This is a genomic window from Pseudomonas sp. PS01297 (assembly GCF_029959305.1).
GTDB classification, from domain to species: domain Bacteria; phylum Pseudomonadota; class Gammaproteobacteria; order Pseudomonadales; family Pseudomonadaceae; genus Aquipseudomonas; species Aquipseudomonas helleri.
Genome location: NZ_JASCPQ010000081.1, coordinates 1 through 26,013, shown reverse-complemented (window position 1 = coordinate 26,013; position 26,013 = coordinate 1). Strand labels below are relative to the sequence as shown.

The 26,013-nt window shown below is 54.7% G+C and carries 19 protein-coding genes and 1 pseudogene; 5 read left to right on the top strand and 15 right to left on the bottom strand.

Annotated elements, in window-relative coordinates; translation table 11 throughout:
- Nucleotides 1-145: 145 nt before the first annotated feature.
- From brnQ to sdhC, 10 genes are all read right to left on the bottom strand, one after another.
- Nucleotides 146-1,459 carry a branched-chain amino acid transport system II carrier protein gene (gene brnQ / locus QMX84_RS20420; protein ID WP_282364653.1) on the bottom strand — a complete coding sequence of 438 codons (1,314 nt, stop codon included), beginning with the start codon at nucleotides 1,457-1,459 and terminating at the stop codon, nucleotides 146-148.
- A 421-nt stretch (nucleotides 1,460-1,880) separates the two neighbouring features.
- On the bottom strand, nucleotides 1,881-2,762 hold the full coding sequence (sucD, locus tag QMX84_RS20415) for a succinate--CoA ligase subunit alpha (RefSeq protein WP_282364652.1): 882 nt from the start codon (nucleotides 2,760-2,762) through the stop codon (nucleotides 1,881-1,883).
- A complete protein-coding gene (gene sucC, locus QMX84_RS20410) occupies nucleotides 2,762-3,928 on the bottom strand; it encodes an ADP-forming succinate--CoA ligase subunit beta (RefSeq protein ID WP_048368573.1) in 1,167 nt (388 codons plus the stop codon). Before sucC ends, sucD begins: the two co-directional genes overlap by 1 nt.
- A 227-nt stretch (nucleotides 3,929-4,155) precedes the next feature.
- Complete coding sequence (lpdA, locus tag QMX84_RS20405) at nucleotides 4,156-5,592, bottom strand: dihydrolipoyl dehydrogenase (RefSeq protein ID WP_048368574.1); 1,437 nt, start codon at nucleotides 5,590-5,592, stop codon at nucleotides 4,156-4,158.
- Between the two features lie 105 nt (nucleotides 5,593-5,697).
- A complete protein-coding gene (odhB, locus tag QMX84_RS20400; protein WP_262123674.1) occupies nucleotides 5,698-6,921 on the bottom strand; it encodes a 2-oxoglutarate dehydrogenase complex dihydrolipoyllysine-residue succinyltransferase in 1,224 nt (407 codons plus the stop codon).
- A 41-nt stretch (nucleotides 6,922-6,962) separates the two neighbouring features.
- Complete coding sequence (locus QMX84_RS20395) at nucleotides 6,963-9,794, bottom strand: 2-oxoglutarate dehydrogenase E1 component (RefSeq protein ID WP_262123673.1); 2,832 nt, start codon at nucleotides 9,792-9,794, stop codon at nucleotides 6,963-6,965.
- Nucleotides 9,795-10,051: 257 nt separating this feature from the next.
- Entirely contained in the window at nucleotides 10,052-10,756 is a 705-nt protein-coding gene (locus QMX84_RS20390) for a succinate dehydrogenase iron-sulfur subunit (RefSeq protein ID WP_153335665.1), read from the bottom strand.
- Between the two features lie 11 nt (nucleotides 10,757-10,767).
- The gene (sdhA, locus tag QMX84_RS20385; RefSeq protein ID WP_282364651.1) at nucleotides 10,768-12,543 is read right to left on the bottom strand and encodes a succinate dehydrogenase flavoprotein subunit; all 1,776 of its coding nucleotides are present in this window, start codon (nucleotides 12,541-12,543) and stop codon (nucleotides 10,768-10,770) included.
- 3 nt (nucleotides 12,544-12,546) lie between these two features.
- Nucleotides 12,547-12,915, bottom strand: a complete 369-nt coding sequence (sdhD, locus tag QMX84_RS20380; RefSeq protein WP_003446906.1) for a succinate dehydrogenase, hydrophobic membrane anchor protein — start codon at nucleotides 12,913-12,915, stop codon at nucleotides 12,547-12,549.
- On the bottom strand, nucleotides 12,909-13,295 hold the full coding sequence (gene sdhC, locus QMX84_RS20375; protein ID WP_019408939.1) for a succinate dehydrogenase, cytochrome b556 subunit: 387 nt from the start codon (nucleotides 13,293-13,295) through the stop codon (nucleotides 12,909-12,911). Before sdhC ends, sdhD begins: the two co-directional genes overlap by 7 nt.
- A gap of 350 nt (nucleotides 13,296-13,645) precedes the next feature.
- Between sdhC and gltA the strand changes: the two genes are divergently transcribed.
- Entirely contained in the window at nucleotides 13,646-14,935 is a 1,290-nt protein-coding gene (gene gltA / locus QMX84_RS20370) for a citrate synthase (RefSeq protein ID WP_153335663.1), read from the top strand.
- Nucleotides 14,936-15,189: 254 nt separating this feature from the next.
- Here gltA and QMX84_RS20365 read toward each other — a convergent pair whose 3' ends face one another.
- The 3 genes from QMX84_RS20365 to QMX84_RS20355 all read right to left on the bottom strand — a co-directional run bounded on the left by QMX84_RS20365 (nucleotide 15,190) and on the right by QMX84_RS20355 (nucleotide 18,233).
- Nucleotides 15,190-16,848, bottom strand: coding sequence for a cation acetate symporter (locus QMX84_RS20365; RefSeq protein ID WP_153335662.1), 1,659 nt, complete (start codon nucleotides 16,846-16,848; stop codon nucleotides 15,190-15,192).
- Nucleotides 16,845-17,156 (bottom strand): DUF485 domain-containing protein, encoded by a 312-nt coding sequence (locus tag QMX84_RS20360; RefSeq protein WP_153335661.1) that lies wholly within the window; start codon nucleotides 17,154-17,156, stop codon nucleotides 16,845-16,847. The genes QMX84_RS20365 and QMX84_RS20360 overlap by 4 nt, the downstream gene beginning before the upstream one ends.
- 222 nt (nucleotides 17,157-17,378) lie before the next feature.
- Nucleotides 17,379-18,233 (bottom strand): glycine betaine ABC transporter substrate-binding protein, encoded by an 855-nt coding sequence (locus QMX84_RS20355; protein WP_262123672.1) that lies wholly within the window; start codon nucleotides 18,231-18,233, stop codon nucleotides 17,379-17,381.
- Nucleotides 18,234-18,514: 281 nt separating this feature from the next.
- Between QMX84_RS20355 and QMX84_RS20350 the strand changes: the two genes are divergently transcribed.
- The gene (locus QMX84_RS20350; protein WP_282364650.1) at nucleotides 18,515-20,056 is read left to right on the top strand and encodes a glycosyl hydrolase family 17 protein; all 1,542 of its coding nucleotides are present in this window, start codon (nucleotides 18,515-18,517) and stop codon (nucleotides 20,054-20,056) included.
- Nucleotides 20,057-20,134: 78 nt separating this feature from the next.
- Here the strand turns inward: QMX84_RS20350 and QMX84_RS20345 are convergent, their stop codons facing one another.
- Nucleotides 20,135-20,503, bottom strand: coding sequence for a hypothetical protein (locus tag QMX84_RS20345; protein WP_262123670.1), 369 nt, complete (start codon nucleotides 20,501-20,503; stop codon nucleotides 20,135-20,137).
- Nucleotides 20,504-20,736: 233 nt separating this feature from the next.
- Here QMX84_RS20345 and QMX84_RS20340 point away from each other — a divergent pair, with 233 nt between their 5' ends.
- The 3 genes from QMX84_RS20340 to QMX84_RS20330 all read left to right on the top strand — a co-directional run bounded on the left by QMX84_RS20340 (nucleotide 20,737) and on the right by QMX84_RS20330 (nucleotide 23,674).
- On the top strand, nucleotides 20,737-22,035 hold the full coding sequence (locus QMX84_RS20340; protein ID WP_048368585.1) for a serine/threonine protein kinase: 1,299 nt from the start codon (nucleotides 20,737-20,739) through the stop codon (nucleotides 22,033-22,035).
- Nucleotides 22,028-22,816, top strand: coding sequence for a VacJ family lipoprotein (locus QMX84_RS20335; protein WP_262123669.1), 789 nt, complete (start codon nucleotides 22,028-22,030; stop codon nucleotides 22,814-22,816). The genes QMX84_RS20340 and QMX84_RS20335 overlap by 8 nt, the downstream gene beginning before the upstream one ends.
- Nucleotides 22,817-23,029: 213 nt before the next feature.
- The gene (locus tag QMX84_RS20330) at nucleotides 23,030-23,674 is read left to right on the top strand and encodes a response regulator transcription factor (RefSeq protein WP_282364649.1); all 645 of its coding nucleotides are present in this window, start codon (nucleotides 23,030-23,032) and stop codon (nucleotides 23,672-23,674) included.
- Nucleotides 23,675-23,719: 45 nt separating this feature from the next.
- Here QMX84_RS20330 and QMX84_RS20325 read toward each other — a convergent pair.
- Nucleotides 23,720-26,013: pseudogene (locus QMX84_RS20325) on the bottom strand (sugar-binding protein); the annotation flags it as partial.

The following is a 26,013-nucleotide window of genomic DNA, read 5'->3' as shown; positions in this document are numbered from 1 at the left end:
AGCTTGCCTCGCGATCTTTTGATCTTTTAAAAGATCGCGAGGCAAGCTCGCTCCTACAGACAAGCGCCATAAAAAAAGCCCTGTATCTCATCGATACAGGGCTTTTTTATTGACACAGTGGGCACGCTTTTGGCGGGCAGTGTCGTCAGGCAATGGCTTCTTGCGACTTGCCCAACAGGCGGTCGTAAATGAACGCACCTACCAGAACGATCAGAGACGGCACCAGCCAGGCCAGGCCTTGCTCGCTGAACGGCATGTGAGTCAGCCAGTTCGGCAAGCCATCCGCCAGGCCTGCGCCTTTCAGGGCATCGACCACGCCAAAAATGAACGACGCCAGCATCACCGGACCGACGATACGCGTCTGCTCATTCCAGAAGCCTTTGCAGAAACTCAAGGCCACCAGCACGATGCACGGCGGGTAAATAGCGGTCAGCACGGGTATGGAAAAGGCGATCAACTTGGTAAGGCCCAGGTTGGACACCACCAGCGAGAACACAGCAAGGATAATCACCAGTGTCTTGTAGGACAGCGGCAAGATCTTGCTGAAGTACTCGGCACAGGCACAGGTAAGGCCCACCGCTGTTACCAGGCATGCCAATGCAATCAACACCGCCAAGAAACCACTGCCGAGCGAACCAAAGGTGTGCTGAACGTAGGCGTGCAACACCGCAGCCCCGTTGGTTGCACCGATAGCCACTTCATGGCTGCCGGAGCCCAGACGGAACAGGCTGAGGTACACCAGTGTCAGACCGACACCCGCCACCAGGCCAGCAATGATCGCGTAGCGGCTGATCAGTTTCGGCGACTCAACACCACGGGAACGGATCGCGTTAACGATCACGATGCCGAAAACCAGTGCGCCCAAGGTGTCCATGGTCAGGTAACCCTGAATAAACCCTTGAGAGAACGGCGCAGCCTCATAGACCGGAGTCGCGCTACCGATATCACCGGCAGGCAAGGCAAACGCGGCGATACCGAGAATGGCCAGGGCGATGATTTTGAGCGGAGCCAAGAAACGCCCTACCGTGTCCAGCAAACGACCTGGATACAGCGAAACGAAGAACACGATCAAGAAGTACACGGAGCTGTACAGGAACAGCGCCAACGGGCTTTCACCGGTCAGGGGAGCCAGACCCACTTCGAACGACACGGTTGCCGTACGCGGTGTAGCGAACAGCGGGCCCACAGCCAGGTAGGCCGCAGCCGCGAGCAAGCCGCCAGCGATTTTGCCAATCGGGCTGCTCAGTGCATCCATGCCGCCGCCAACTTTGGCCAGAGCGACAACAGTGACAACCGGCAAACCCACAGCCGTAATCAAAAAGCCCAGCGCGGCGATCCAGACATTAGGCCCGGATTGCAAACCAACGATTGGCGGGAAAATGATATTGCCAGCCCCAACGAACAGGGCAAAGGTCATAAACCCAAGTGCCAGAATGTCCTGGCCTTTCAAAACTTTCATTACGGAAGTACCACACTAGTAAATCGGGATTTAGAGGGGAATTTCCCGTGCGGATATGGGAAATGTTGTCAGTCTGAATAAGACCGACCCGTCTAGCGCGTGGCTTCCTTGTGGGACGCACACGCAGAAAAGCAGAATGGCGGCAAGATTACCGAGTTTTTAAGATGAACGCACTGTTGCAGGGCATTCTGTCCGATGAACGAACGCAGTTGTCGCCTGGATGACATCGAAAATTAAACCGGTGTGATTTTCCTACATCCGTGTTCCCATATCGCTGTAGCGAGCTTGTCTCGCGATCTTTTTTAAAGTCAAAAGATCGCGAGGCAAGCTCGCTCCTACAGAGGATTTGGGTTGCCCAGAATGCACAAAGGCCACCCGAAGGTGGCCTTTGCCTGGTGTAGCAGTCAGTTAAGCGCGTGGCTTACTTGACAGCCCAACCGGTCAGCTCGGACAGAGCCTTGCCGATATCTGCCAGCGAACGCACGGTTTTCACGCCTGCGTCTTCCAGAGCAGCAAACTTCTCGTCTGCAGTGCCCTTGCCGCCAGAGATGATTGCGCCAGCATGGCCCATACGTTTGCCTGGAGGGGCAGTCACACCAGCGATGTAGGAAACAACTGGCTTGGTCACGTGTGCCTTGATGTAGGCAGCCGCTTCTTCTTCAGCCGAACCGCCGATCTCTCCGATCATGACGATCGCTTCGGTCTTCGGGTCTTCCTGGAACAGTTTCAGGATGTCGATGAAGTTCGAGCCAGGGATCGGGTCACCACCGATACCTACACACGTCGACTGACCGAAACCGGCGTCAGTGGTTTGCTTCACAGCTTCGTAAGTCAGGGTGCCGGAACGCGACACGATGCCTACTTTGCCTGGCAAGTGAATGTGACCTGGCATGATGCCGATCTTGCACTCGCCTGGGGTGATCACGCCTGGGCAGTTAGGGCCGATCAGGGTAACACCCAGCTCGTCGCACTTAACTTTAGCGTCCAGCATGTCCAGGGTAGGAATGCCTTCGGTGATGCACACGATCAGCTTGATGCCGCCGAACGCTGCTTCAAGGATGGAGTCCTTGCAGAAAGGAGCCGGAACGTAGATCACGCTGGCGGTGGCGCCAGTGGCAGCTACGGCGTCTTTCACGGTGTTGAACACTGGCAGACCCAGGTGCTCGGTGCCGCCTTTGCCCGGAGTTACGCCGCCAACCATCTTGGTGCCGTACTCGATGGCTTGCTGGGTGTGGAAGCTACCTTGCGAACCAGTGATGCCCTGGCAGATAACTTTGGTGTCTTTATTGATCAGGACGCTCATTACTTGCCCTCCGCAGCTTTAACAACTTGTTGAGCAGCGTCGGTCAAGCTGGTAGCAGCGATGATGTTCAGGCCGCTGTCTGCCAGTACTTTAGCGCCCAGTTCAGCGTTGTTGCCTTCAAGGCGCACAACCACCGGGATTTTCACGCCGACTTCTTTCACTGCGCCGATGATGCCTTCAGCAATCATGTCGCAACGAACGATGCCGCCGAAAATGTTAACCAGTACTGCCGCGACATTGCTGTCGGACAGGATGATTTTGAACGCTTCAGTTACGCGTTCTTTGGTTGCGCCGCCACCTACGTCGAGGAAGTTGGCTGGCTTGCCGCCGTGCAGGTTAACGATGTCCATGGTACCCATGGCCAGACCGGCACCGTTTACCATGCAGCCGATGTTGCCTTCCAGCGCTACGTAGTTCAGTTCGAACTGGGCAGCGTGCGCTTCGCGCGGATCGTCTTGCGACGGATCGTGGAAAGTTTTCAGCTTAGGCTGACGGTACATGGCGTTTGCGTCGATGTTGATTTTTGCATCGAGGCAGTGCAGGTCGCCGTCAGTCTTGATAACCAGCGGGTTCACTTCCAGCAGGGCCAGATCGTGATCCTTGAACAGTTTGGCCAGACCTACGAAGATCTTGGCGAACTGAGCAACTTGCTTGCCTTCCAGACCCAGCTGGAATGCCAACTCGCGACCCTGGAATGGCTGAGCGCCAACCAGTGGATCGATGGTTGCTTTGAGAATTTTTTCTGGCGTGTCGTGTGCGATCTTCTCGATGTCCACGCCACCTTCGGTGGAAGCCATGAACACGATACGACGGCTGGAACGGTCAACGACAGCGCCCAGGTACAGCTCTTTAGCGATATCAGTGCACGATTCAACCAGGATTTTGGTGACCGGCTGACCATTGGCGTCAGTTTGGTAAGTCACCAGACGCTTGCCCAGCCACTGCTGTGCAAATGCTTTAGCGTCTTCTTTGTTGCGAACCAGCTTAACGCCGCCCGCTTTTCCGCGACCGCCTGCGTGAACCTGGGCTTTTACAACCCATTCGGTCCCGCCAATTTTGTCGCAAGCTTCAGCCGCTGCTTCCGGGGTGTCTACTGCATAACCCTTGGATACTGGCAGGCCGTACTCAGCGAACAGCTGCTTACCCTGATACTCGTGAAGATTCATGCTTTTTACCGTCTTCGTTAGGTACTGCGCATTCGGCGCTGCACTTTTATTAGTGCCGCACCACCTGTGACTGCTGCTTGTGCTGCTTTAGCAAACCCGGCCATTGCGTGAGCAAAGGCCGGGCCTGGATAAAACAAGACAAGACTGCGTCCGGCGGAAGTTCCGCGGTGAGGCTTGCTAGCAAGGCTCACGACGGGCAAACCGCCGTGGTTTCTTATTGTCTGGTCTTAACGTTTCTTACGGTTGGCAATGTGGATGGCGCCGCCATTCACTGCCAGCGCTGCTTCATGCAACGCTTCGGACAGGGTTGGATGGGAGAAAACCATCATGCCCAGATCCTCGGCACTGGTGCCGAATTCCATACCGATTGCGCCCTGCTGTACCAGCTCTGCTGCGCTCGGGCCAATCACGTGGACGCCCAGTACGCGGTCAGTTTTGGCATCAGCAATGACTTTAACAAAGCCACCGGTGTCGTTTGCTGCCATGGCACGGCCACTGGCTGCGAACGGGAAGGTGCCGACGTTAACTTCAACGCCTTCAGCTTTCAAGGCCTGTTCGGTTTTACCTACCCATGCGATCTCCGGGTGAGTGTAAATAACCGATGGAATCAGGTCGTAGTTCATCTCGGTCTTGTGACCTTTGATGCGCTCAACCACCATGATGCCTTCTTCAGACGCCTTGTGTGCCAGCATCATGCCGCGAACCACGTCACCGATGGCGTAAACGCCCGGTACGCTGGTCGCGCAATGATCGTCAACAAACACGAAACCGCGCTCGTCGATGGTCACACCGCTGTCAGCTGCCAGCAGTTCGGTGGTCACAGGGCGACGACCTACCGCTACGATCAGCTTGTCGAAGGTGATGGTCTGTTCGCCGTTGGCGTCGGTGTAGGTCACAACGACTTCGTCGCCGTTTACCTTGGAACCGGTCACGCGAGCGCCCAGCTTGATGTCCAGACCTTGTTTGGTCAGGGTTTTGTAGGCTTCTTTGGACACAGCAGCGTCAGCCGCCATCAGGAACGTGTCCAGTGCTTCCAGAACCGTTACCTGAGCGCCCAGACGGGACCATACCGAACCCAGTTCCAGACCGATAACGCCAGCGCCGATAACGCCCAGACGCTTAGGTACGGCCTGAAATTCCAGAGCGCCGGTCGAATCAACGATCACGTTGTTATCAACTGGAGCTGGCGGAATGTCGATAGGACGCGAACCGGAAGCCAGGATAACGTTCTCGGCTTCGATGATTTCAACGCTGCCGTCTGGCTTGGTCAGCTCAACGCGCTTGCCGGCCAGCAGTTTGCCGTGGCCTTGCAGGGAGGTCACACCGTTGGCTTTGAACAGGGTCGCAACGCCGGAGGTCAGGCCTTTAACGATGTTGGCTTTACGGCCAACCATCGCTGGCACGTCCATGTTCACTTCACCGGTGGTGATGCCGTGGATAGCAAATGCATCCTTGGCTTCGTGATACTTCCAGGAGCTGTCCAGCAGCGCCTTGGATGGAATGCAACCAACGTTCAGGCAAGTACCGCCCAATGCCAGTTTGCCTTCTTTGTCGGTGTATTTTTCGATGCATGCAGTCGAAAGGCCCAGTTGCGCGGCCTTGATCGCGGCAACGTAGCCGCCAGGGCCCGCACCAATCACTACAACGTCAAATTTCTGAGACATGGGAATAGATCCTCTATTAGCTACAAGCTTCAAGCTCGGAACTTCAAGCTGCAAGCCAAGCTGCGTTACAGGCAGCTTGAAGCTCGCAACTTGAAGCTGCTCCTATTAAATATCCAGCAGCAGACGAGCTGGGTCTTCCAGCAGGTTTTTGATGGCTACCAGGAAACTTACAGCTTCTTTGCCGTCGATCAAGCGGTGATCGTAAGACAGAGCCAGGTACATCATCGGACGGATTACAACCTGACCGTTGACTGCCATTGGACGCTGAAGGATGTTGTGCATGCCCAGGATCGCGGCTTGCGGCGGGTTAACGATCGGGGTCGACATCATCGAACCGAAAGTACCACCGTTGGTGATGGTGAACGTACCGCCGGTCATTTCGTCGATCGACAGTTTGCCATCACGGGCTTTTTTGCCGTAAGCAGCGATGCCGCCTTCGATTTCAGCCAGGCTCATCAGTTCAGCGTTACGCAGTACTGGAACTACCAGGCCACGGTCGCTGGACACTGCAACACCGATGTCGGCGTAGCCGTGGTAAACGATGTCCGAACCGTCGATCGACGCGTTGACAGCCGGGAAGCGCTTCAGCGCTTCGGTAGCGGCTTTAACGAAGAACGACATGAAGCCCAGGCGTACGCCGTTGTGGGACTTCTCGAACAGGTCCTTGTACTTCGAACGCAGTGCCATGATTTCGGTCATGTCAACTTCGTTGAAAGTGGTCAGCATCGCCATGTTCGATTGAGCTTCTACCAGACGCTTGGCCACGGTAGCGCGAACGCGGGTCATCGGAACGCGTTTTTCTACGCGGTCGCCAGCAGCGAATACCGGAGCAGCGGCAGCAGGCGCAGCAGCTTTGGCAGGTGCAGCGGCCGGAGCGGCTTTCTTGGCAGCAACAGCAGCAACAACGTCTTCTTTGGTCACACGACCGCCTTTGCCAGTACCGGCAACGGAAGCGATGTTGATGCCGTTTTCTTCAGCGATCTTGCGTGCAGCCGGAGCAGCCACTGGATCGTCTTCGCCGTCAGCAGCGGCTGGAGCAGCAGCTTGAGCAGCCGGTGCAGCAGCGGCGGCTGGAGCGGCGGCAGCAGCGCCACCTTCAACGATGGAGCCCAGCACTTCGTCGGACAGAACGGTATCGCCTTCGTTTTTCACGATTGCGCCCAGAACGCCGTCAGCAGTCGCCAATACTTCCAGTACGACTTTGTCGGTTTCGATGTCAACGATCAGGTCGTCACGCTTTACAGCGTCGCCTGGTTGCTTGTGCCAGGTGGCAACGGTGCCATCGGCAACCGATTCCGGAAATGTTGGGGCTTTGATCTCGATAGCCATGTTCTTTGGTTCCTTTAATTCGGTTTCAGTGCGCGAAGGCGTTAAACAGTGAACGCGTCTTGCAACAGTTTGGCCTGTTGCTCAGCGTGCATCGATGCGTAACCACAAGCAGGTGCAGCAGAAGCGTCACGGCCCGCGTACTCAAGTACGAGAGATTTGTCGTGACCGCCAATGATGCGACGCATGTGGTGCTGGCTGCAGTACCAGGCGCCCTGGTTCATTGGCTCTTCCTGACACCAGACAATGTGCTTGGCGTTTTTGTACGGAGCCAGGACTTCAATCAAGTCGTCCTCAGGGAACGGATACAGCTGCTCAAGACGCACGATAGCGATGTCATCACGACCTTCGGCACGGCGTTTTTCCAACAGGTCGTAGTAGACCTTGCCGCTACACAGCACGATACGACCGACGTTCGCCGGATCTTGTGCATCGATTTCTGGAATAACGGTCTGGAACGAACCTTCGGCCAGATCTTCCAGTGTCGAGATTGCCAATTTGTGACGCAGCAACGACTTCGGTGTCAGTACCACCAGCGGCTTGCGCAGCGGACGGATAACCTGACGGCGCAGCAGATGGTAGATCTGCGCTGGAGTGGTTGGTACGCACACCTGAATGTTGTGCTCAGCGCACAATTGCAGGTAACGCTCAAGACGTGCCGAGGAGTGCTCAGGGCCCTGACCTTCGTAGCCGTGTGGCAACAGCATGGTCAGACCGCACAGGCGACCCCACTTGTGCTCGCCGCTGGTGATGAACTGGTCGATAACAACCTGTGCACCGTTGGCGAAGTCACCGAACTGGGCTTCCCAGATCACCAGGCCGTTTGGCGTGGTGGTCGAGTAGCCGTATTCGAATGCCAATACCGCTTCTTCCGACAGCAGCGAGTCGTACAGGTCAAAGCGAGGCTGACCTTCGTACAGGTGCTGCAGAGGAATGTAGGTGCTGGCATCTTTTTGGTTGTGCAACACAGCGTGACGGTGCGAGAACGTACCGCGGCCGATGTCCTGACCGGTCATGCGGATCGGGTGACCTTCGAACGCCAGGGTCGCGTATGCCATGGTTTCGGCATAACCCCAGTTGATCGGCAGGCCGCCGGCTTGCATTTTTTGACGGTCTTCGTAGATCTTCGACACCTGACGCTGCATGACGAAGCCTTCTGGAATCTCCAGCAGCTTGGCCGACAGTTCTTGCAGGGTTTTCAGATCAAAGCGTGTGTCGTGACGCGCGGTCCAGGCGTGGCCCAGGTACGGACGCCAGTCAACGAACAGCTCTTTGTTCGGCTCTTTGACCAGACTTTTCACAACATGCAGACCGTTGTCCAGCGCGTTGCGGTATTCGTCGATCTTGGCCTGAACGCGCTCTTCGTCTACCACTTTTTCTTGAGTCAGACGCTCGGCATACAGTTCACGCGTGGTGCGCTGCTTGGCGATTTGCTGATACATCAACGGCTGAGTACCGTTTGGCTCGTCGGCCTCGTTGTGACCGCGACGGCGGTAGCAGAACAGGTCGATCACGACGTCACGCTTGAACTGCATGCGGTAGTCGATTGCCAGCTGGGTCACGAACAGAACGGCTTCCGGATCATCACCATTGACATGGAGGATCGGCGCCTGAATCATTTTCGCGACGTCGGTGCAGTACTCGGTCGAACGCGAGTCTTCAGGGTTGCTGATGGTGAAGCCAACCTGGTTGTTGATCACCAGATGAACCGTACCGCCAGTCTTGAAGCCGCGAGTCTGCGACATCTGGAAGGTTTCCATGACCACGCCCTGACCTGCGAATGCAGCGTCACCGTGGATGGAAATAGGCAGTACTTTTTCGCCCGTTGCGTCGTTACGACGGTCTTGACGTGCACGCACCGAACCTTCAACCACTGGAGAAACGATTTCCAGGTGGGAAGGGTTAAACGCCATGGCCAGGTGAACTTCGCCACCGGAGGTCATCACGTTGGAGGAGAAGCCCTGGTGGTATTTAACGTCACCGGAACCCAGCTCGATTTTCTTCTTGCCTTCGAACTCGTCGAACAGATCGCGCGGGTTCTTACCGAAGGTGTTGACCAGCACGTTCAGACGGCCACGGTGGGCCATGCCGATAACGATTTCTTTGGTGCCGTAGTTGCCCGAACGCTGAATCAGCTCGTCCAGCAAAGGAATCAAGCTCTCGCCGCCTTCCAGACCGAAACGCTTGGTGCCCGGGTACTTGGTGCCCAGGTACTTCTCCAGGCCTTCAGCAGCGGTCACGCGCTCAAGCAGGTGGCTTTTGATCTCAGCCGAATAGGTCGGACGGCCACGTACGCTTTCGAGACGCTGTTCAAACCAGTGGCGTTGCTCGGAATCGACGATGTGCGTGAACTCGGCGCCAATGGTGCGGCAATATGTCTGCTGCAACGCTTCGAGAATTTCGCGTAGGCTCGCTTCCTCTTTGCCGATATACAGGTCGCCGGCACGGAAGGTCGTATCAAGATCGGCATTGGTCAAGCCGTAATGATTGATCGACAGGTCTGCAGGTGCAGGACGCTGCCACAGCCCCAGCGGATCAAGCTGGGCTGCCTGGTGGCCGCGCATCCGATAGGCCTGGATCAATCGCAGCACTTCAACCTGCTTCTTCTCGTGTTCGCTGCTCACGCTTCCGGCAGATACCGGTTGGGCGCGGCGCTGGTTCTTCGCCAGCAACACGAAATGATCGCGGATTGTGGAGTGCGAAACATCGTTGGCAGAGTTGCCCTCAGTAGGCAACGTCTGAAATTTGGTGCGCCATTCTTCTGGCACAGCGTTAGGGTCGTGCAGGTAGAGCTCATAGAGCTCTTCCACATAGGCAGCGTTACCACCTGAAAGATAGCCGCTGTTCCACATGCGCTGCATCACGCTTTCTTGCATGCTTGGTCACCCTCGGTTAGGGGACACCATCGGCGAAAACACCACAGCACTTGAGAAAGTCCGAATACAGCGACTAAAACAAGCCACTTGAGTCACGCTGATAGTCCGGGTACCAGCCCGGATGCCCCTGCTGGTCTCATTTCTTCAAAATAAGAGCCGCAACTTTGTGAGCTGCTGCTCAGGTTATAACTACGGCGCCGGTTGAAGCCTGCGCCGTAGCATCTACGGTTACAACGGTGTTGCAGTGCAGCTTTGAATCACACGCCGCTTTGCAGCAGCATGCTACGCACGTGACCGATGGCCTTAGTCGGGTTCAGGCCCTTCGGACACACGTTTACGCAGTTCATGATCCCGCGGCAGCGGAATACGCTGAACGGGTCATCCAGCGAAGCCAGACGCTCGTTGGTCTTGGTGTCACGGCTGTCAGCCAGGAAACGGTAGGCTTGCAGCAGTGCAGCAGGGCCCAAGAACTTGTCCGGGTTCCACCAGAAGGACGGGCACGAAGTCGAGCAGCAAGCGCACAGGATGCACTCGTACAGACCGTCGAGCTTTTCACGCTCTTCTGGCGATTGCAGACGCTCGATGGCCGGAGCCGGAGTATCGTTCTGCAGGAACGGCTTCACCTTCTCGTATTGCTTGTAGAAGATGCTCATGTCGACGACCAGGTCACGGATAACCGGCAAACCTGGCAGCGGACGAATCACCAACTTGTTACCTTTTACAACGGAGGACAGCGGTGTTACGCACGCCAGGCCGTTTTTACCGTTGATGTTCATGCCGTCGGAGCCGCAAACGCCCTCACGGCAAGAGCGACGATAGGAGAAACCTTCGTCCTGCTCTTTGATCAGGGCCAGTACGTCCAGCACCATCAGGTCTTTACCGTGAGTATTGACCTGGAATTCTTGCATGAACGGCGCAGCGTCCTGATCCGGGTTGTAGCGATAAACACTGACTTTCAACATATCGGCCACCCTTAGTAAGTCCGAACCATAGGTTCGAAGGTCGGAACGGTTTTCGGCGAGAAGTTCACCGCACGCTTGGCTACACGTTTCTCACCCGGGAAGTACAGGGTGTGGCACAGCCAGTTAACGTCGTCACGATCTTCGAAGTCTTCACGGGCGTGAGCACCGCGCGATTCCTTACGGGTTTCAGCAGCGATAGCAGTTGCTTCAGCCACTTCGAGCAGGTTTTGCAGCTCAAGGGCTTCGATACGAGCAGTGTTGAACGCCTGGCTCTTATCATTGATCTTGACGTTGGCAATGCGCTTGCGCAGGTCTTGCAGCTGGGCAATACCCTTCTGCATGTATTCGCCAGTACGGAATACACCGAAGTAGTTCTGCATGCAGCTCTGCAGTTCTTTACGCAGGGTCGCAACGTCTTCGCCATCAGTGCGCGAGTTCAGACCGTCCAGACGTGCCAGGGCAGCGTCGATGTCGGACTGACGTGGACGAGCGTAATCAACGCCTTCTTTCAGGGTCTGCTCAAGGAACAGGCCGGCAGCACGACCGAATACCACCAGGTCGAGCAGCGAGTTGCCGCCCAGACGGTTGGCACCGTGAACCGATACGCACGCCACTTCACCTACTGCGAACAGGCCAGGGATGATCTGGTCGTTGCCGTCGGCGTCCTGGGTGATCGCCTGGCCATGAATGTTGGTGGCAACGCCGCCCATCATATAGTGGCAAGTTGGAACCACTGGAACGGGAGCCAGTACCGGGTCAACGTGTGCGAAAGTCTTGGACAGTTCGCAGATACCTGGCAGACGGCTGTGCAGAACTTCTTCACCAAGGTGGTCAAGTTTCAGCATTACGTGGTCGCCATCTGGACCGCAACCGTTGCCCGCGATGATTTCTTTAACCATCGAGCGTGCTACTACGTCACGACCAGCAAGGTCTTTGGCGTTCGGAGCGTAACGCTCCATGAAACGCTCGCCATGCTTGTTGATCAGGTATCCACCTTCACCACGGCAACCTTCGGTAACCAGTACACCGGCACCGGCAATACCGGTTGGGTGGAACTGCCACATTTCGATGTCCTGTACCGGTACGCCTGCACGCAGGGCCATGCCGATACCGTCGCCAGTGTTGATCAGGGCGTTGGTCGTCGAAGAGTAGATACGGCCTGCACCGCCAGTCGCCAGTACGGTGGCGTTGGCGCGAACATAGGAAGTTTCGCCAGTTTCGATGCAGATAACGATCATGCCAACGAAATCGCCGGCTTCGTTTTTAACCAGGTCGACACCGTAGTATTCGTTCAGGAATACAGTGCCGGCTTTCAGGTTGGCCTGGTACAGGGTGTGCAGCAGCGCGTGACCGGTACGGTCAGCAGCAGCGCAGGTACGGGCAGCCTGGCCACCTTTACCAAAGTCCTTGGACTGACCGCCGAAAGGACGCTGGTAAATACGGCCTTGCTCGGTACGGGAGAACGGCAGACCCATGTGCTCGAGTTCGAATACGGCCTCTGGACCTACGGAACACATGTATTCGATAGCGTCCTGGTCACCGATGTAGTCGGAACCCTTGACGGTATCGTACATGTGCCAGCGCCAGTCATCGTTTGGATCCGCAGACGCGATCGCGCAGGTGATGCCACCCTGAGCCGATACGGTGTGGGAACGAGTCGGGAAAACCTTGGTGATTACAGCAGTCTTGTGACCGCCTTGAGCCAGCTGCAACGCAGCGCGCATACCGGCACCGCCGCCGCCAATGATGATGGCGTCGAAGGAAAGTGTATTAACTGTGTTAGCCATGAATCAGATACCCCAAAGAATCTGCACACCCCAGACGAAGTAAGCGAACATCGCAACGCCGCATACTGCCTGGAAGAGGAAACGTACTGCTGTCGCGGACTTGCCCAGCGCCATTGGCGTCAGGTAGTCAGTCGCGATGGTCCACATGCCGACCCAGGCGTGAGCGCCAAGGGCAACCAGGGCCAACAGGCTGAAGATACGCATCCAGTTGCTTGCGAACAGTTCGTGCCATTGGGCGTAGCCAATGCCAGGGTTCGCAACGAGGTATCCAATCAGGAAAATGAAATAAGCCGCTAGAACGACCGCAGACACACGTTGTGCCATCCAGTCATAGAGGCCCGAACGCGATAGGTTCGTAACGCTGGTTACCATATCCAAACTCCTGCCAGAACAATCATCACTACGGAAATGACGATTACGATTTTCGAGCCCAGCTTGCCGCCTTCCAGCGTCTCACCGATGCCCATATCCATGATCAAGTGGCGCACACCGGCAACCAAGTGATACAGCAAGGCAGATAGCAGGCCCCATGCAATGAATTTGGCCAGCGGGCTGGTCAAGCATGCCTTCACCTCGGCAAAACCTTCTTCGGAACCCAGGGATTTGCTCAATGCATAAAGCATGAAGCCCAGGCCAAGAAAAAGAATGATGCCCGATACGCGGTGCAGAAACGACGTAACGCCGGTGATGGGGAGTTTGATGGTCCTTAGGTCTAGGTTTACAGGTCGTTGGCTATTCACGGCTTTTTTCACACTGAAGAGCCCCTAACAATCAGGGCAAGTTTGTTGGGATGCGCACTGGTCAGGTACCCACCACCCGGGAGTGACGACCCCCATCTAAACAGGCCCAAAAGCCTCTGGCGGTCGGCTGCCGAGTATAGACAGTTAGGTTACTAATGACAACGCAATCACCTCCCTCTAATAGAGCATTGCACTCTTGGCATAAAAGGCGTAAACGGCGGGGATATTCGAGAAAAATGACTCCTGAAAGCCTTGTACAGCAAGACTTTAGGCAAATTGACATTCAAATTTATCTAACTATAGTGGTGCGGGCCCTGCGTGGGGGGTCTGTCTGATGATTTCAAGCATAAATAGGAGGCCACATGGCTGACAAAAAAGCGCAGTTGATCATCGAGGGCGCTGCCCCCGTCGAGCTGCCCATTTTAACTGGCACCGTTGGTCCCGATGTAATCGATGTGCGCGGCCTCACGGCCACGGGCCGATTCACATTCGACCCAGGCTTCATGTCGACTGCATCCTGCGAGTCGAAGATCACCTATATTGATGGTGATAACGGTATCCTGCTGCACCGCGGCTACCCGATCGAACAACTGGCTGAACACTCTGACTACCTGGAAACAGCTTACCTGCTGCTGAACGGCGAACTGCCGACGGTAGAACAGAAGGCTCAGTTTGTCAGCAACGTGAAGAACCACACCATGGTTCACGAGCAGTTGAAGACCTTCTTCAACGGCTTCCGTCGTGACGCTCACCCGATGGCCGTCATGTGCGGCGTGGTCGGCGCACTGTCGGCTTTCTACCACGACTCCCTGGACATCAATAACCCGCAGCATCGCGAAATCTCCGCGATCCGTCTGGTTGCCAAGATGCCAACGCTGGCCGCCATGGTTTACAAGTACTCCATGGGTCAACCCATGATGTACCCGCGTAACGACCTGAGCTACGCCGAAAACTTCCTGCACATGATGTTCAACACACCGTGCGAGATCAAACCGATCAGCCCGGTACTGGCCAAGGCCATGGATAAGATCTTTATCCTGCATGCCGACCACGAACAGAACGCATCGACCTCTACCGTACGTTTGGCAGGCTCCTCGGGCGCCAACCCGTTCGCGTGTATCGCTGCAGGCATCGCGGCACTGTGGGGCCCGGCTCACGGCGGCGCCAACGAAGCTGTTCTGACCATGCTCGACGAAATTGGCGATGTGTCCAACATCGACACATTCATCGCCAAGGCCAAGGACAAGAACGATCCATTCAAACTGATGGGCTTTGGTCACCGCGTTTACAAAAACCGCGACCCACGCGCCACCGTGATGAAAAAGACCTGCGACGAAGTACTGAAAGAGCTGGGTATCAAAAATGACCCACAACTCGAACTGGCCATGCGCCTGGAAGAGATCGCTCTGACCGACCCTTACTTCATCGAGCGCTCGCTGTACCCGAACGTCGACTTCTACTCGGGGATCATCCTCAAAGCGATCGGCATTCCTACCAGCATGTTCACCGTAATCTTCGCCCTGTCGCGGACTGTCGGCTGGATCTCGCACTGGAAAGAAATGCTCTCCAGCCCGTACAAGATTGGCCGTCCGCGCCAGCTGTACACCGGCTACGAGTCGCGTGACTTCAGCAAGCTTGAAGACCGCAAATAAGACCATTGATACCACGATAGCGTCTTAGCTGCTGCCGATACGGCCTCTACCTGGTAGAGGCCGTATTTTTTTGTGCGCAGTAAACACTGCGTGTAGGAGCGAGCTTGCCTCGCGATCTTCTGATCTTTAAAAGATCGCGAGGCAAGCTCGCTACAGGGTACGAAACATGTCTCGCAGACATAAAAAATCCCCCTGCCTTACGACAGAGGGATTTGATTTGACGTGCAGCTTGCAGCTAACAACTTGCCGCTGGGTTAGTGATCTACCGCCCCGCTCGCCCCAAGACCCGTCTGTGAACGTACAAACTGCGGGAAGAACAGCGCACGCTCTTTCGCAGCCGACTTGGATTTGTCAGTCACGGAGAAGAACCAGATACCCACGAACGCAATGATCATGGAGAACAAGGCTGGATACTCGTAAGGGAAGATCGCTTTTTCATGATGCAGAATCTGCACCCAGATGGTTGGGCCCAAGATCATCAAGCCAACCGCGCTGATCAGACCCAGCCAGCCGCCGATCATGGCGCCGCGTGTGGTGAGGTTTTTCCAGTACATCGAAAGCAGCAGTACCGGGAAGTTACAGCTCGCCGCGATAGAGAACGCCAGGCCCACCATAAACGCGATGTTTTGGCTTTCGAACAAGATACCCAGACCAATCGCCAGCACGCCCAGAGCAACGGTGGTGATTTTGGAGACGCGAATTTCTTCTTTATCGTTGGCCTTGCCTTTTTTGAACACACTGGCGTACAGGTCATGAGACACCGCCGAAGCACCGGCCAAGGTCAGACCTGCAACCACAGCGAGAATCGTCGCGAAGGCCACGGCCGAGATAAAGCCCAGGAAGATGCTACCGCCCACCGCGTCCGCCAAATGCACAGCCGCCATGTTGTTACCGCCCAGCAAAGCGCCAGCAGCGTCTTTGAAGTCAGGGTTAGTGCTCACCAGAATGATCGCGCCGAAACCGATGATGAACGTCAGGATGTAGAAATAACCAATAAAACCGGTGGCATAGAACACGCTCTTACGGGCTTCTTTCGCGTCACTCACCGTGAAGAAGCGCATCAGAATGTGCGGCAGGCCAGCAGTACCAAACATCAGCGCCAAGCCAAGGGAGAATGCCGAAATAGGATCCTTCACCAAACCGCCAGGGCTCATGATCGCTTCACCTTTAGGGTGAATTTTTACCGCTTCGGCAAACAGTGAGTTGAAGTCAAAGTTGACGTGTTTCATGACCATCACAGCCATGAACGTCGCACCAGACAGTAGCAACACCGCCTTGATGATCTGCACCCATGTGGTTGCCAGCATGCCGCCGAACAACACATACAGGCACATCAGGATGCCCACCAGAATCACCGCAACGTGGTAATCCAGGCCGAACAGCAATTGTATGAGCTTGCCCGCACCCACCATTTGCGCGATCAGGTAAAACGCCACCACCACCAGCGAACCGCAGGCAGACAGCGAGCGGATCTGGGTTTGACCCAAGCGATACGAAGCGACATCAGCAAAGGTGTACTTGCCCAAGTTACGCAGACGCTCTGCGATCAGGAACAAGATAATCGGCCAACCCACCAGGAAGCCGATCGAATAGATCAGACCATCGTAGCCCGAGGTATAAACCAGCGCGGAAATACCCAAAAACGATGCGGCAGACATATAGTCGCCCGCAATCGCCAGGCCATTTTGAAAACCGGTGATCTTGCCACCCGCCGCATAATAGTCCGCGGCCGACTTATTGCGTTTCGATGCCCAGTAAGTAATACACAGAGTGGCGCCCACAAACACGACGAACATAATGATCGCCGCGACATTAAGCGGTTGTTTTTGCACCTCACCGGTCAGGGCATCAGCCGCCCAAACCGAGGGAGCCAAGGCTGCAATGCCCAGTGCTGCCAATAGACGCCCGATCATTGCTCAGCCTCCTTGAGAATTGCAGTGTTAAGCGCATCAAACTCGCCATTAGCCCGACGGACATAGATACCGGTCAGAATAAAGGCCGAAAAAATCAGCCCCACACCAATCGGTATTCCCCAGGTAATAGCGGAGCCGGGGTACAACTTGGCCCCCATGATGTGCGACCCATAAGCAATCAATAGAATAAAGGCGGCATATAAACCGAGCATGATCGCCGAGAGAATCCAGGCGAATCGTTCTCTTTTTTTGACCAGCTCCTTGAAACGCGGGCTGTTTTGAATCGAGAGGTAAATGCTGTCGTTCATTATTTTTGTCCTCGCAGCACAGAAGAGATGTAACGGTTTCACTATTAGGGGGCTTGGAGCTCTAAGCCAGACGACTTTAGTAGTAGAACCGAAAACCCCTACAGCCCCCGTATTCTCTAGCCTGCGCGAATAACGACATCATTTGGCCAGTGCTCAAAATAGAAAAACCGCCCGGCAATTAAACCGGGCGGTTCTGTGTGCTGCGAGCTAGACGCTTCGCGATTATTTAGCTGTCCACTCGGCGACACGCTCAGGGTGTTTGGCAACCCACTCCTTGGCAGCAGCTTCTGGCTTGGCACCCTCTTGAATAGCCAGCATGACCTCACCAATTTCGTCTTTGGAATTCCACGAAAACTTTTTCAAGAACGCTTCAACTTCGGGTGCTTTCTTTTCCAGGTCCTTGCTACCGACACTATTGACAGTTTCTGCAGCGCCAAACACGCCCTTTGGATCATCCAGGAAGCGCAACTTCCACTTGGCGAACATCCAGTGCGGGACCCAGCCCGTTACTACAATCGGTTCATTTTTAGCGTATGCACGCCCCAGTTCAGAGGTCATGGCCGCACCCGAACTGGCTTGCAATTTGTAATTCAAACCGTAGTCCTTGATTGCTTCGTCCGCTTTCAACATGACGCCCGACCCGGCATCAATCCCTACGATTTTGTTTTTATAGCCTTTATCATCCTTCAAATCAGCAATCGACTTGGCCTCTACATACTCAGGCACAATCAAACCAATTTTTGCTTCTTTAAAGTTGGGCCCGAGATCCACTACTTTGTCTTTATTCTTGGTCCAATATTCGCCGTGGGTCACTGGCAGCCAGGCAGACAACATTGCATCGAGTTTGCCGGTGGCCACGCCCTGCCACATGATGCCCGTGGCCACCGGCATCAACTTCACGTCGTAACCCAACTTCTGCTTGATCACCTCTGCGGCCACGAACGTTGTCGCCACACTGTCGGACCAACCGTCGACATAACCGATATTAAGGGTGGGCTTGGTCTGAGCAATCGCCAACCCCGCACTCATCGCCAGCACCAAGGCAGCTCCCGCGCTCAAGAGTCGTCGCATCTTCATCTATGATTCCTCGCTGTGCCGGGCCCGACGAGTGCCGGACCACATCAGGTTTCAGGGCTTTATAAACACCCCGACATAACATCCCCCCTGATAATCGGCCTCGCCAGCCAAGTGCCCTGCTCTGACGACGACGCCCAACCAACCATCAACGACATCCACCGCTGACCGAAAGCACTTTACTCAGACGCCCACCTGAACATTGCATGACAAAATTATACGGACGCGCTAGGCGCTATTGATTGCAGGTAAGATGCGCGGCTTTGCTCCCATACGGCCTGACCATGTCCGCGACTGCCCGCTTCCCTGTGTTGCCTTACCTCCTTGCCTGCTTGCTGGGCGTGTGTGCCATTGCCGGTTTCTGGTATGGCCTGGGCCAGCCCGTCATCCTGCCCGATGCCGCCACCCCTACGCACAAACTGCAATGTGCGTCTTACACACCGTTCGACAAAGACCAGTCCCCGTTCGACCAGCCTTTCGTACCTCGCGTAGAACGCATGGATGAGGACCTGGCATTGTTGGCGACACGCTTTGAATGCATTCGCACGTATTCCCAGGCCGGGCTTGAAGCACTCCCGCAGTTGGCCCGCAAACATGGCCTGAAGATGATGAGTGGCGCCTGGGTTAGCAGCAATCCGGTAGAGACCCAAAAAGAGGTCGACGCACTGATCGCCAACGCCAATGACAACCCGGATGTCATCAGCGCCGTGATTGTCGGCAACGAAACCTTGCTGCGCAAAGAAATCACTGCCCCCCAACTGGTCAAGCTGATCACACAGGTCAAAAGCCAGATCAAACAACCTGTCACCTACGCCGATGTGTGGGAATTCTGGTTGCAACACCCTGAAATCGCTCCGGCGGTAGATTTTTTGACCATCCACTTGCTGCCGTATTGGGAAGACGACCCTGCAGGTATCGACCAGGCCGTCAACCACGTCGCCCAGGTTCGCGAGGAATTCGGCACCAAATTCGATAAAGACATCCTGATCGGCGAGACTGGCTGGCCCAGCGAAGGCCGCCAGCGCGAAACCGCCCTGCCGAGCCGCGTCAACGAAGCCAAATTCATTCGTGGCTTTGTCACCCTGGCTGAACAAAACGGCTGGAAATACAACCTGATCGAAGCCTTCGATCAACCCTGGAAGCGTGCCAGTGAGGGTGCAGTAGGCGGTTACTGGGGGCTGTTCGATGCCGATCGCCAAGACAAAGGCATACTCGCCGGCCCCGTAACCAACCTGCCCCATTGGCCAGCCTGGCTGGGACTGGGCATCGCCCTGTTTGCGGCCACATTGTTGATCGGTGGACGCGTACACAGCACGCGCTCGGCTCTGTTGCTGCCGGCCTTGGGAGCCGTGGCAGGTTGTAGCCTGGTGGCATGGGCCGAACTGGCATCAGTCACCAGTCGCTTTGCCGAAGAATGGACATGGGCCGGGTTGTTGATTGTGCTCAATCTGATTGTGCTCGCCCACAGCGCGTTGGCGCTGGGGCAACAACAGGGCTGGCGTAAGCGCCTGTTCAACGTGCTCGAGCGTCACGCAGGGTGCTGGATCGCAGCCGCCGGGTTTTCCGCAGCGGTCATGATGCTGGGTCTGGTATTTGAACCCCGCTATCGCAGCTTTCCGAGTGCCGCTCTGGTGCTGCCAGCTTTGGTTTACCTGCTGCGCCCGGCGACCGGGCCACGGCGTGAACTCAGCCTGTTGGCGCTGATCATCGGTGCGGGCATACCGCTGCAACTGTACCGCGAAGGCTTTAACAACCAACAAGCCTGGGTATGGGCCTTGGTCAGTGCATTGATGGTCATCGCGTTGTGGCGCAGCCGCCGTCAATAACTCAAAAATCTACAGGAGCGAGCTTGCCTCGCGATCTTTTGATCGTTGAAAAGATCGCAAGCTCGCTCCTGGATTGGATTATTTTTGCTGTTCTGCCCGAACCAACCGCAACCCTGCAATCACCACGGCAAAGACCGCCAAACTGGCGTTGTAGAGCGCCAATGCCGGCAAGCCAAACAGCAACGCCAACACCGCCAGTGCATTGCCAACACGTCCCGGCACAAAAAAAGCCAGCACCGACGTCACCAACGCCGCCCAGCCCAACGCCCTGAAGTGAATCAACCAGCCAAGGTTTGAGCGCAACTGGCATTCCCAACGCCCGGCCTCAGCAACGCACGTTCCCACCCATTGCGGGTCTTCCATCAAGCCGTAACGCAGGCCATAACTGGCCGCCAGCCACAATGGCAAGACAATAAGCAGCAGGATCCACGGCAAACGAGGGTGCATACAAAACTCCAATAGGCAAAAACGGCGCCCAGCTTAATCGCCCTTTAGGGGTATGCAAGCCTTGCAATCAGATAACTGTTCACTAAAGTCATTCAACGTGTATCTTCTGGTAGTTCATTGCCTGCTTTCTTCTGCCCGGGGGATGTATTTTGTGTCAGACAATGGCACTTCGACTGTAGCCCTGTGGTCATAGCCTGCGAATCATTTTCCGCACTTTATTAGGGATAGTCGTCATGCTTCGTTCTCTACCCTTTGCCGCCTTGCTGTGCGGCCTTATTTTGAGTGCGTCCGCACAAGCGGTCGATGTCGACCCCGCCACTTATGGCTACCCCCTGACCAACCCCTTCGAAGCCACAATTGCGACAACCCCGCCGGAAATGCGCCCATTGCTGCCCAGTGAAGATGACATCAACCAATCGGACTACACCCTCAAGCTGCGGCCAGAGCGCGAGTTCACCTTGCCGGCCAACTTCTGGGCAGTGAAAAAGCTCACCTACCGAATCGCCAAGCAAGATCACGCCGCCCCCTTGATTTTTTTGATCGCCGGTACAGGGGCGCCCTACGACAGTAGCCTCAACGAGTTTTTGAAAAAGCTGTTCTATCAAGCGGGCTATCACGTTGTGCAGCTGTCGTCGCCAACCAGCTATGACTTTATGAGCGCGGCTTCACGCTTTGCTACGCCCGGTATCAGCCAATACGATGCCGAAGACCTGTATCACGTCATGCAAGCGGTTCGCGCCCAACAAGCCAATGTGCCGGTGACCGAGTACTACCTAGCGGGGTATAGCCTGGGAGCACTGGACGCGGCCTTCGTCAGCCACCTGGACGAAACCCGCAAAAGTTTTAACTTCAAGAAAGTCTTGATGCTTAACCCGCCAGTGAACTTGTATACGTCCATCAGCAACCTCGACAAGCTGGTACAAACGGAAGTTAAAGGCATCAATAGCAGCACCACCTTCTACGAGTTGGTACTGAACAAGCTCACCGAGTACTTCAAGCAGAAAGGCTACGTCGATCTCAATGGCGCGCTGGTCTACGACTTGCAGAACTCCAAAGAGCGTTTGACCAACGAACAGATGGCAATGCTGATTGGTACTATGTTCCGATTTTCATCTGCCGACATCGTGTTCACTTCAGACTTGATAAACCGTCGCGGCCTGATCACGCCTCCCAACTACCCTATTACCGAAGGCACCAGCCTGACGCCATTTCTTAAGCGCTCACTGCTGTGCGACTTCGACTGCTACCTCACCGAACAAGTCATACCGATGTGGCGCGCCCGCACCGATGGCGGCAGTTTGCTGCAACTGATCGACCAGGTCAGCCTGTATGCCTTGCAGGACTATTTGAAAAACAGCCCCAAGATTGCCGTTATGCACAATGCCGACGACATCATCCTTGGCCCTGGTGATTTGGGCTTCTTGCGCAAGACCTTCGGCAACCGCCTGACTGTCTACCCGTATGGTGGCCACTGCGGCAATCTCAACTACCGCGTCAACACCAAAGACATGCTGGAGTTCTTCCGTGGCTAAACATCTCGTGCTTCTCGCCGCCCTACTCAGTGCCGGCTACGCCCAGGCAGACGACAGCAAAGCCAACATCGAACCTACCCACGACGTTGATGGCTTTACTCAACCCCTAAAACTGTTGAAGTTCAATCCAGGCCTCGATCAGCGTGAATTCGAACGCGCCACCATGGATGCGCTCAATGTCTATGACCCGCTGGAGTCGATTAACCGGCGGATTTACCACTTCAACTACCGCTTCGATCAATGGGTGTTCCTGCCGGTGGTCGACGGCTACCGGTATGTCACCCCCAGTTTTGTACGCACCGGTGTCACCAACTTCTTTAATAACCTGGGTGATGTACCCAACCTGTTTAACAGCATGCTGCAGCTCAAGGGCGACCGCTCCTTGAAAACCACGGCACGCTTGCTGTTTAACACTACGCTGGGGGTTGGCGGCCTGTGGGATCCTGCTACCGCCATGGGCCTGCCGCGTCAGAGCGAAGACTTCGGGCAAACCCTGGGCTTTTATGGTGTACCGGACGGCCCCTATTTGATGCTGCCGATCCTGGGCCCATCAAACCTGCGCGACACCACGGGGCTGGTGGTCGACTACGGCGCCAATCGAGAAATCAACTTCCTCAACGTACCGCGCGAAAGCTCGCGCCACCCGGAAATCTGGCTGCTGCAAGCCATCGATAAACGCTACAACACCAGCTTCCGTTACGGGCAATTCGACTCGCCATTTGAATATGACAAGTTGCGTTATATCTATACTGAGGCTAGAAAGTTGCAGATCACGGAATAACTTTTTCAGGGCTGAGAAACTAACTTCAGCCCTGAATTCTTCTTAACTCATCAGTCTAGACGGTAAGAAAATTCTTGGGAGAATATACGAAACAGCCTACTTTTACACAGGCGCATAGACTGCTAAGGTAAACGCCGCCTTAAACACATAGATATTTTTTATGATTTCTACTACCTGCTTACTACTGACAGCTATCATTTGCCTCTCCCCATCATGAGCCAACGAATAATTCTGGCAGATGATCATCCCGTAGTACTCACCGGCATACGCTTGACACTTAACTGCGCCTTTTGCGATGCAATAATAAGCGAAGCTCGCTCCACGGATGAGTTAATACAACTACTGAAACACCATCCATGCGATCTTCTGATAACCGATTTTTCTATGCCAGACGGAAAAATACCTGATGGCATCAGGCTGATCAGCTATATACGGCGCCACTTTCCAAACACCAAAATCATCATTATCACGATGATCAACAACCCACTCATATTAAGTAACTTACTCAAATTGGGTGTCAGCGGACTATTTGACAAACGCCAACCACTGGAACAACTGATACACGCAATCACACGCACAAGCATGGGATCAACCTATATCAGCGAGACATTTTCTGGCATCCAAAACCCTTTATCACACGACAATAACCCGCACCTACCCTTGTCACTGTGCGAGCTTGAAGTTGTTCGGCTCATCAGCCAAAACTATTCGGGTCGAGACATCGCAAAAGTCCTTAATCGCAGTGAAAAAACCATCAGCCGACATAAACGCGCCGCCATGCAAAAGCTTGGAGTTCGCTATGTCAGCGACTTGGCCAGCTATGTGCAAAACAATGGGCTGGGAAACGTTCAGCCTTAAAAGTCCAACGTGCTGCACATTGGCAGCACGTTGAGTGCTTCCCCTTTAAATGCTAACGCTGGTCAAACGCCCCAAATTGTCGTAAGCCAGAATGCGCCCCGCTTCATCGTTTAAAAGATTACCGTCGGCGTCATAGCTGAACTCAATCCGTTGCGGCGCTCCGGTTTCAAACGTGTGGGTAACCGCCTTGAGTTGGCACGGATCAGCCTTGGGATCATCGTATTCATATTCATATTCACTGGTATAAGCCCCGCCCTGATAGGTGGTTTCTACAAATGTGATATTGTCCAGCGCATCGAAACCAAATAGCTGAGTCTTAATGATCTTGCCGTACGGATCCACCGGTGCTTGGCTGCCAGTGCACGTGTATTCATACAATCGTCCGCGCGCATCATAGTCATAGCCTTCACTGCGCAGCACGTCTTCGCCTTGTTTCAGAGTACGCTGAGTAAGCCGGTCGACCGCGTCGTAAGTCTGCTCCAGCGTCTGAACCACTCCCCCACCAAGGTCGAATGTACGTAATACTTCGCGGCCGAAATCATCGTATGCAAGGTCAATCTTCAACCTCTGTGCACCATCAATGGTTTCGATTCCTGCCTGAAGGCCCACACTGTTATAGGTGAAGACCGAACGGGTCGTACCTAACTCAGTGGCTGTCAATCGAGCATATTCGTCGAAATCGTACGTCTGGGTTTGCCCAAGCACATCGACATAAGTGAGCAACCGTGCTTGCCGGCTGTACTCATAGTGCATGTTGAGCGGCACCGTTCCTTCTTGCGCGTGGGTTTCACTTTTGAGTTCGCCCGTACTGAAGTAGCTGCGAATGAGTTTCTTACCTGACTCCTCAGTGCTTAGCAAACGAGCATTCTGGGGGTCATATTCATAGATTGCAGTGCTCTCACCTGTACCGCGCTGCACAGGTTCCTCACCCAACTCTGGCCTGTACTCAAAAGTGGTTTCCAGACCTGTAGGGCGCACAACTTTGCAGGGCTGCATTTGTCCTGGTTCGAAGCTGTAGATACTTTTACGCCCACCGGTAATCGAAACGGTCATCCGGTCAAGACCGTCGAAGACCTGTTCTCCCAATACAAGACCATTGACACTGATTTTAATCGGCAAATCTTCACTGTTGTATTGTGCGTATTCACGCTCAATCTCATAACCGTCCGGCAAAATAGTTTTGGTCATACGCTCGAAAGCGTCATATTCATAGCGAGTCCAGTTGCCTGCAGCGTCATATTCCTCTGCTGTACGTCCAAGACCGTCATAATTATAAGTTTGCTCGCTGACCAGATTATTCTTCAGATTGATGCGTTTGATGCTGTCTGGCTTATCGAACAGGTTGTGGGTCGTAACCGTTTTACCCATACCCTCAACCCATTGGGTAGTTGTGCGTTTTACAGGGTCAGTCACCTCGTGCTCTTCAACTCCATCGGGGCGGATCACACTGCGTTGTTCACCCCAAGCGTCATAGTTGAATAGACTGGTCAACTCAATATCTTTTTCCTTCTCCCAGTCGATAACGGTTTCACTTGTCATCTGTTCAAGGTGGTTATAACTCGCACGGTAAATGTCGCGGTACTTTTCAGATCCTTTCCCGTCCGCATCGGCATTTCGACGCTCTTCCTTGACGACCCGGTTATGCCCGTCCAGGTAGGTGATGGTCTTGACACCTTTTACATCCTCGGCAGTTTGTATTGCCTGTTGACCTGCACTGCCGGTTAGTTGATAAGTGTAATTGCGGCTGGCTTTGTAAGCCTCATTGTTTGGGGAAACAGTTTCTTTGGTGACACGGCCCAGAAGATCATACTTATAGGCAATTTCAACATCGTTGTCATCTCGATTTAGCAGCGGCTGACCATTGAGCAGTGAGTGCTCCAGTGTAAATACTTTACGTACTTGCTTATCAGGTACACCAGGTACATCGTCATAACCAATCACAGTATTAACTGTATGCAGCACTGTCTCTCCAGCTAAAAGGTTAAAGGTTTGGCTGTAGAGGTACTGGGTGGTCGTGGTCATGCCATTGCGGGTCACTGCGTCTTGCAATTTTCGCCCATGGTCCAACGCATCGTCCGGCGTTTCAATATAGTCAAAGGTGCTGCTGTGCAGAATGGTCCCACTTTCCGTCAGAGTCTCCCGCCCCATTACAAGCCAAGGGTTTGCACCCTTCAGGCCTAGATATTCATCATAGCGATAACGCGTTTGCAGAGTTGGCGCCGACCCGAAACCGGAGGCTGCTGGAGTGACGGTTTTGCTCTTGAGAGAGCGCACAAATTTTTGCGGATCTGCTGGGCAACCATAGTGGCCTTCTTCACTATCTGCTTCACCGTCCCTGC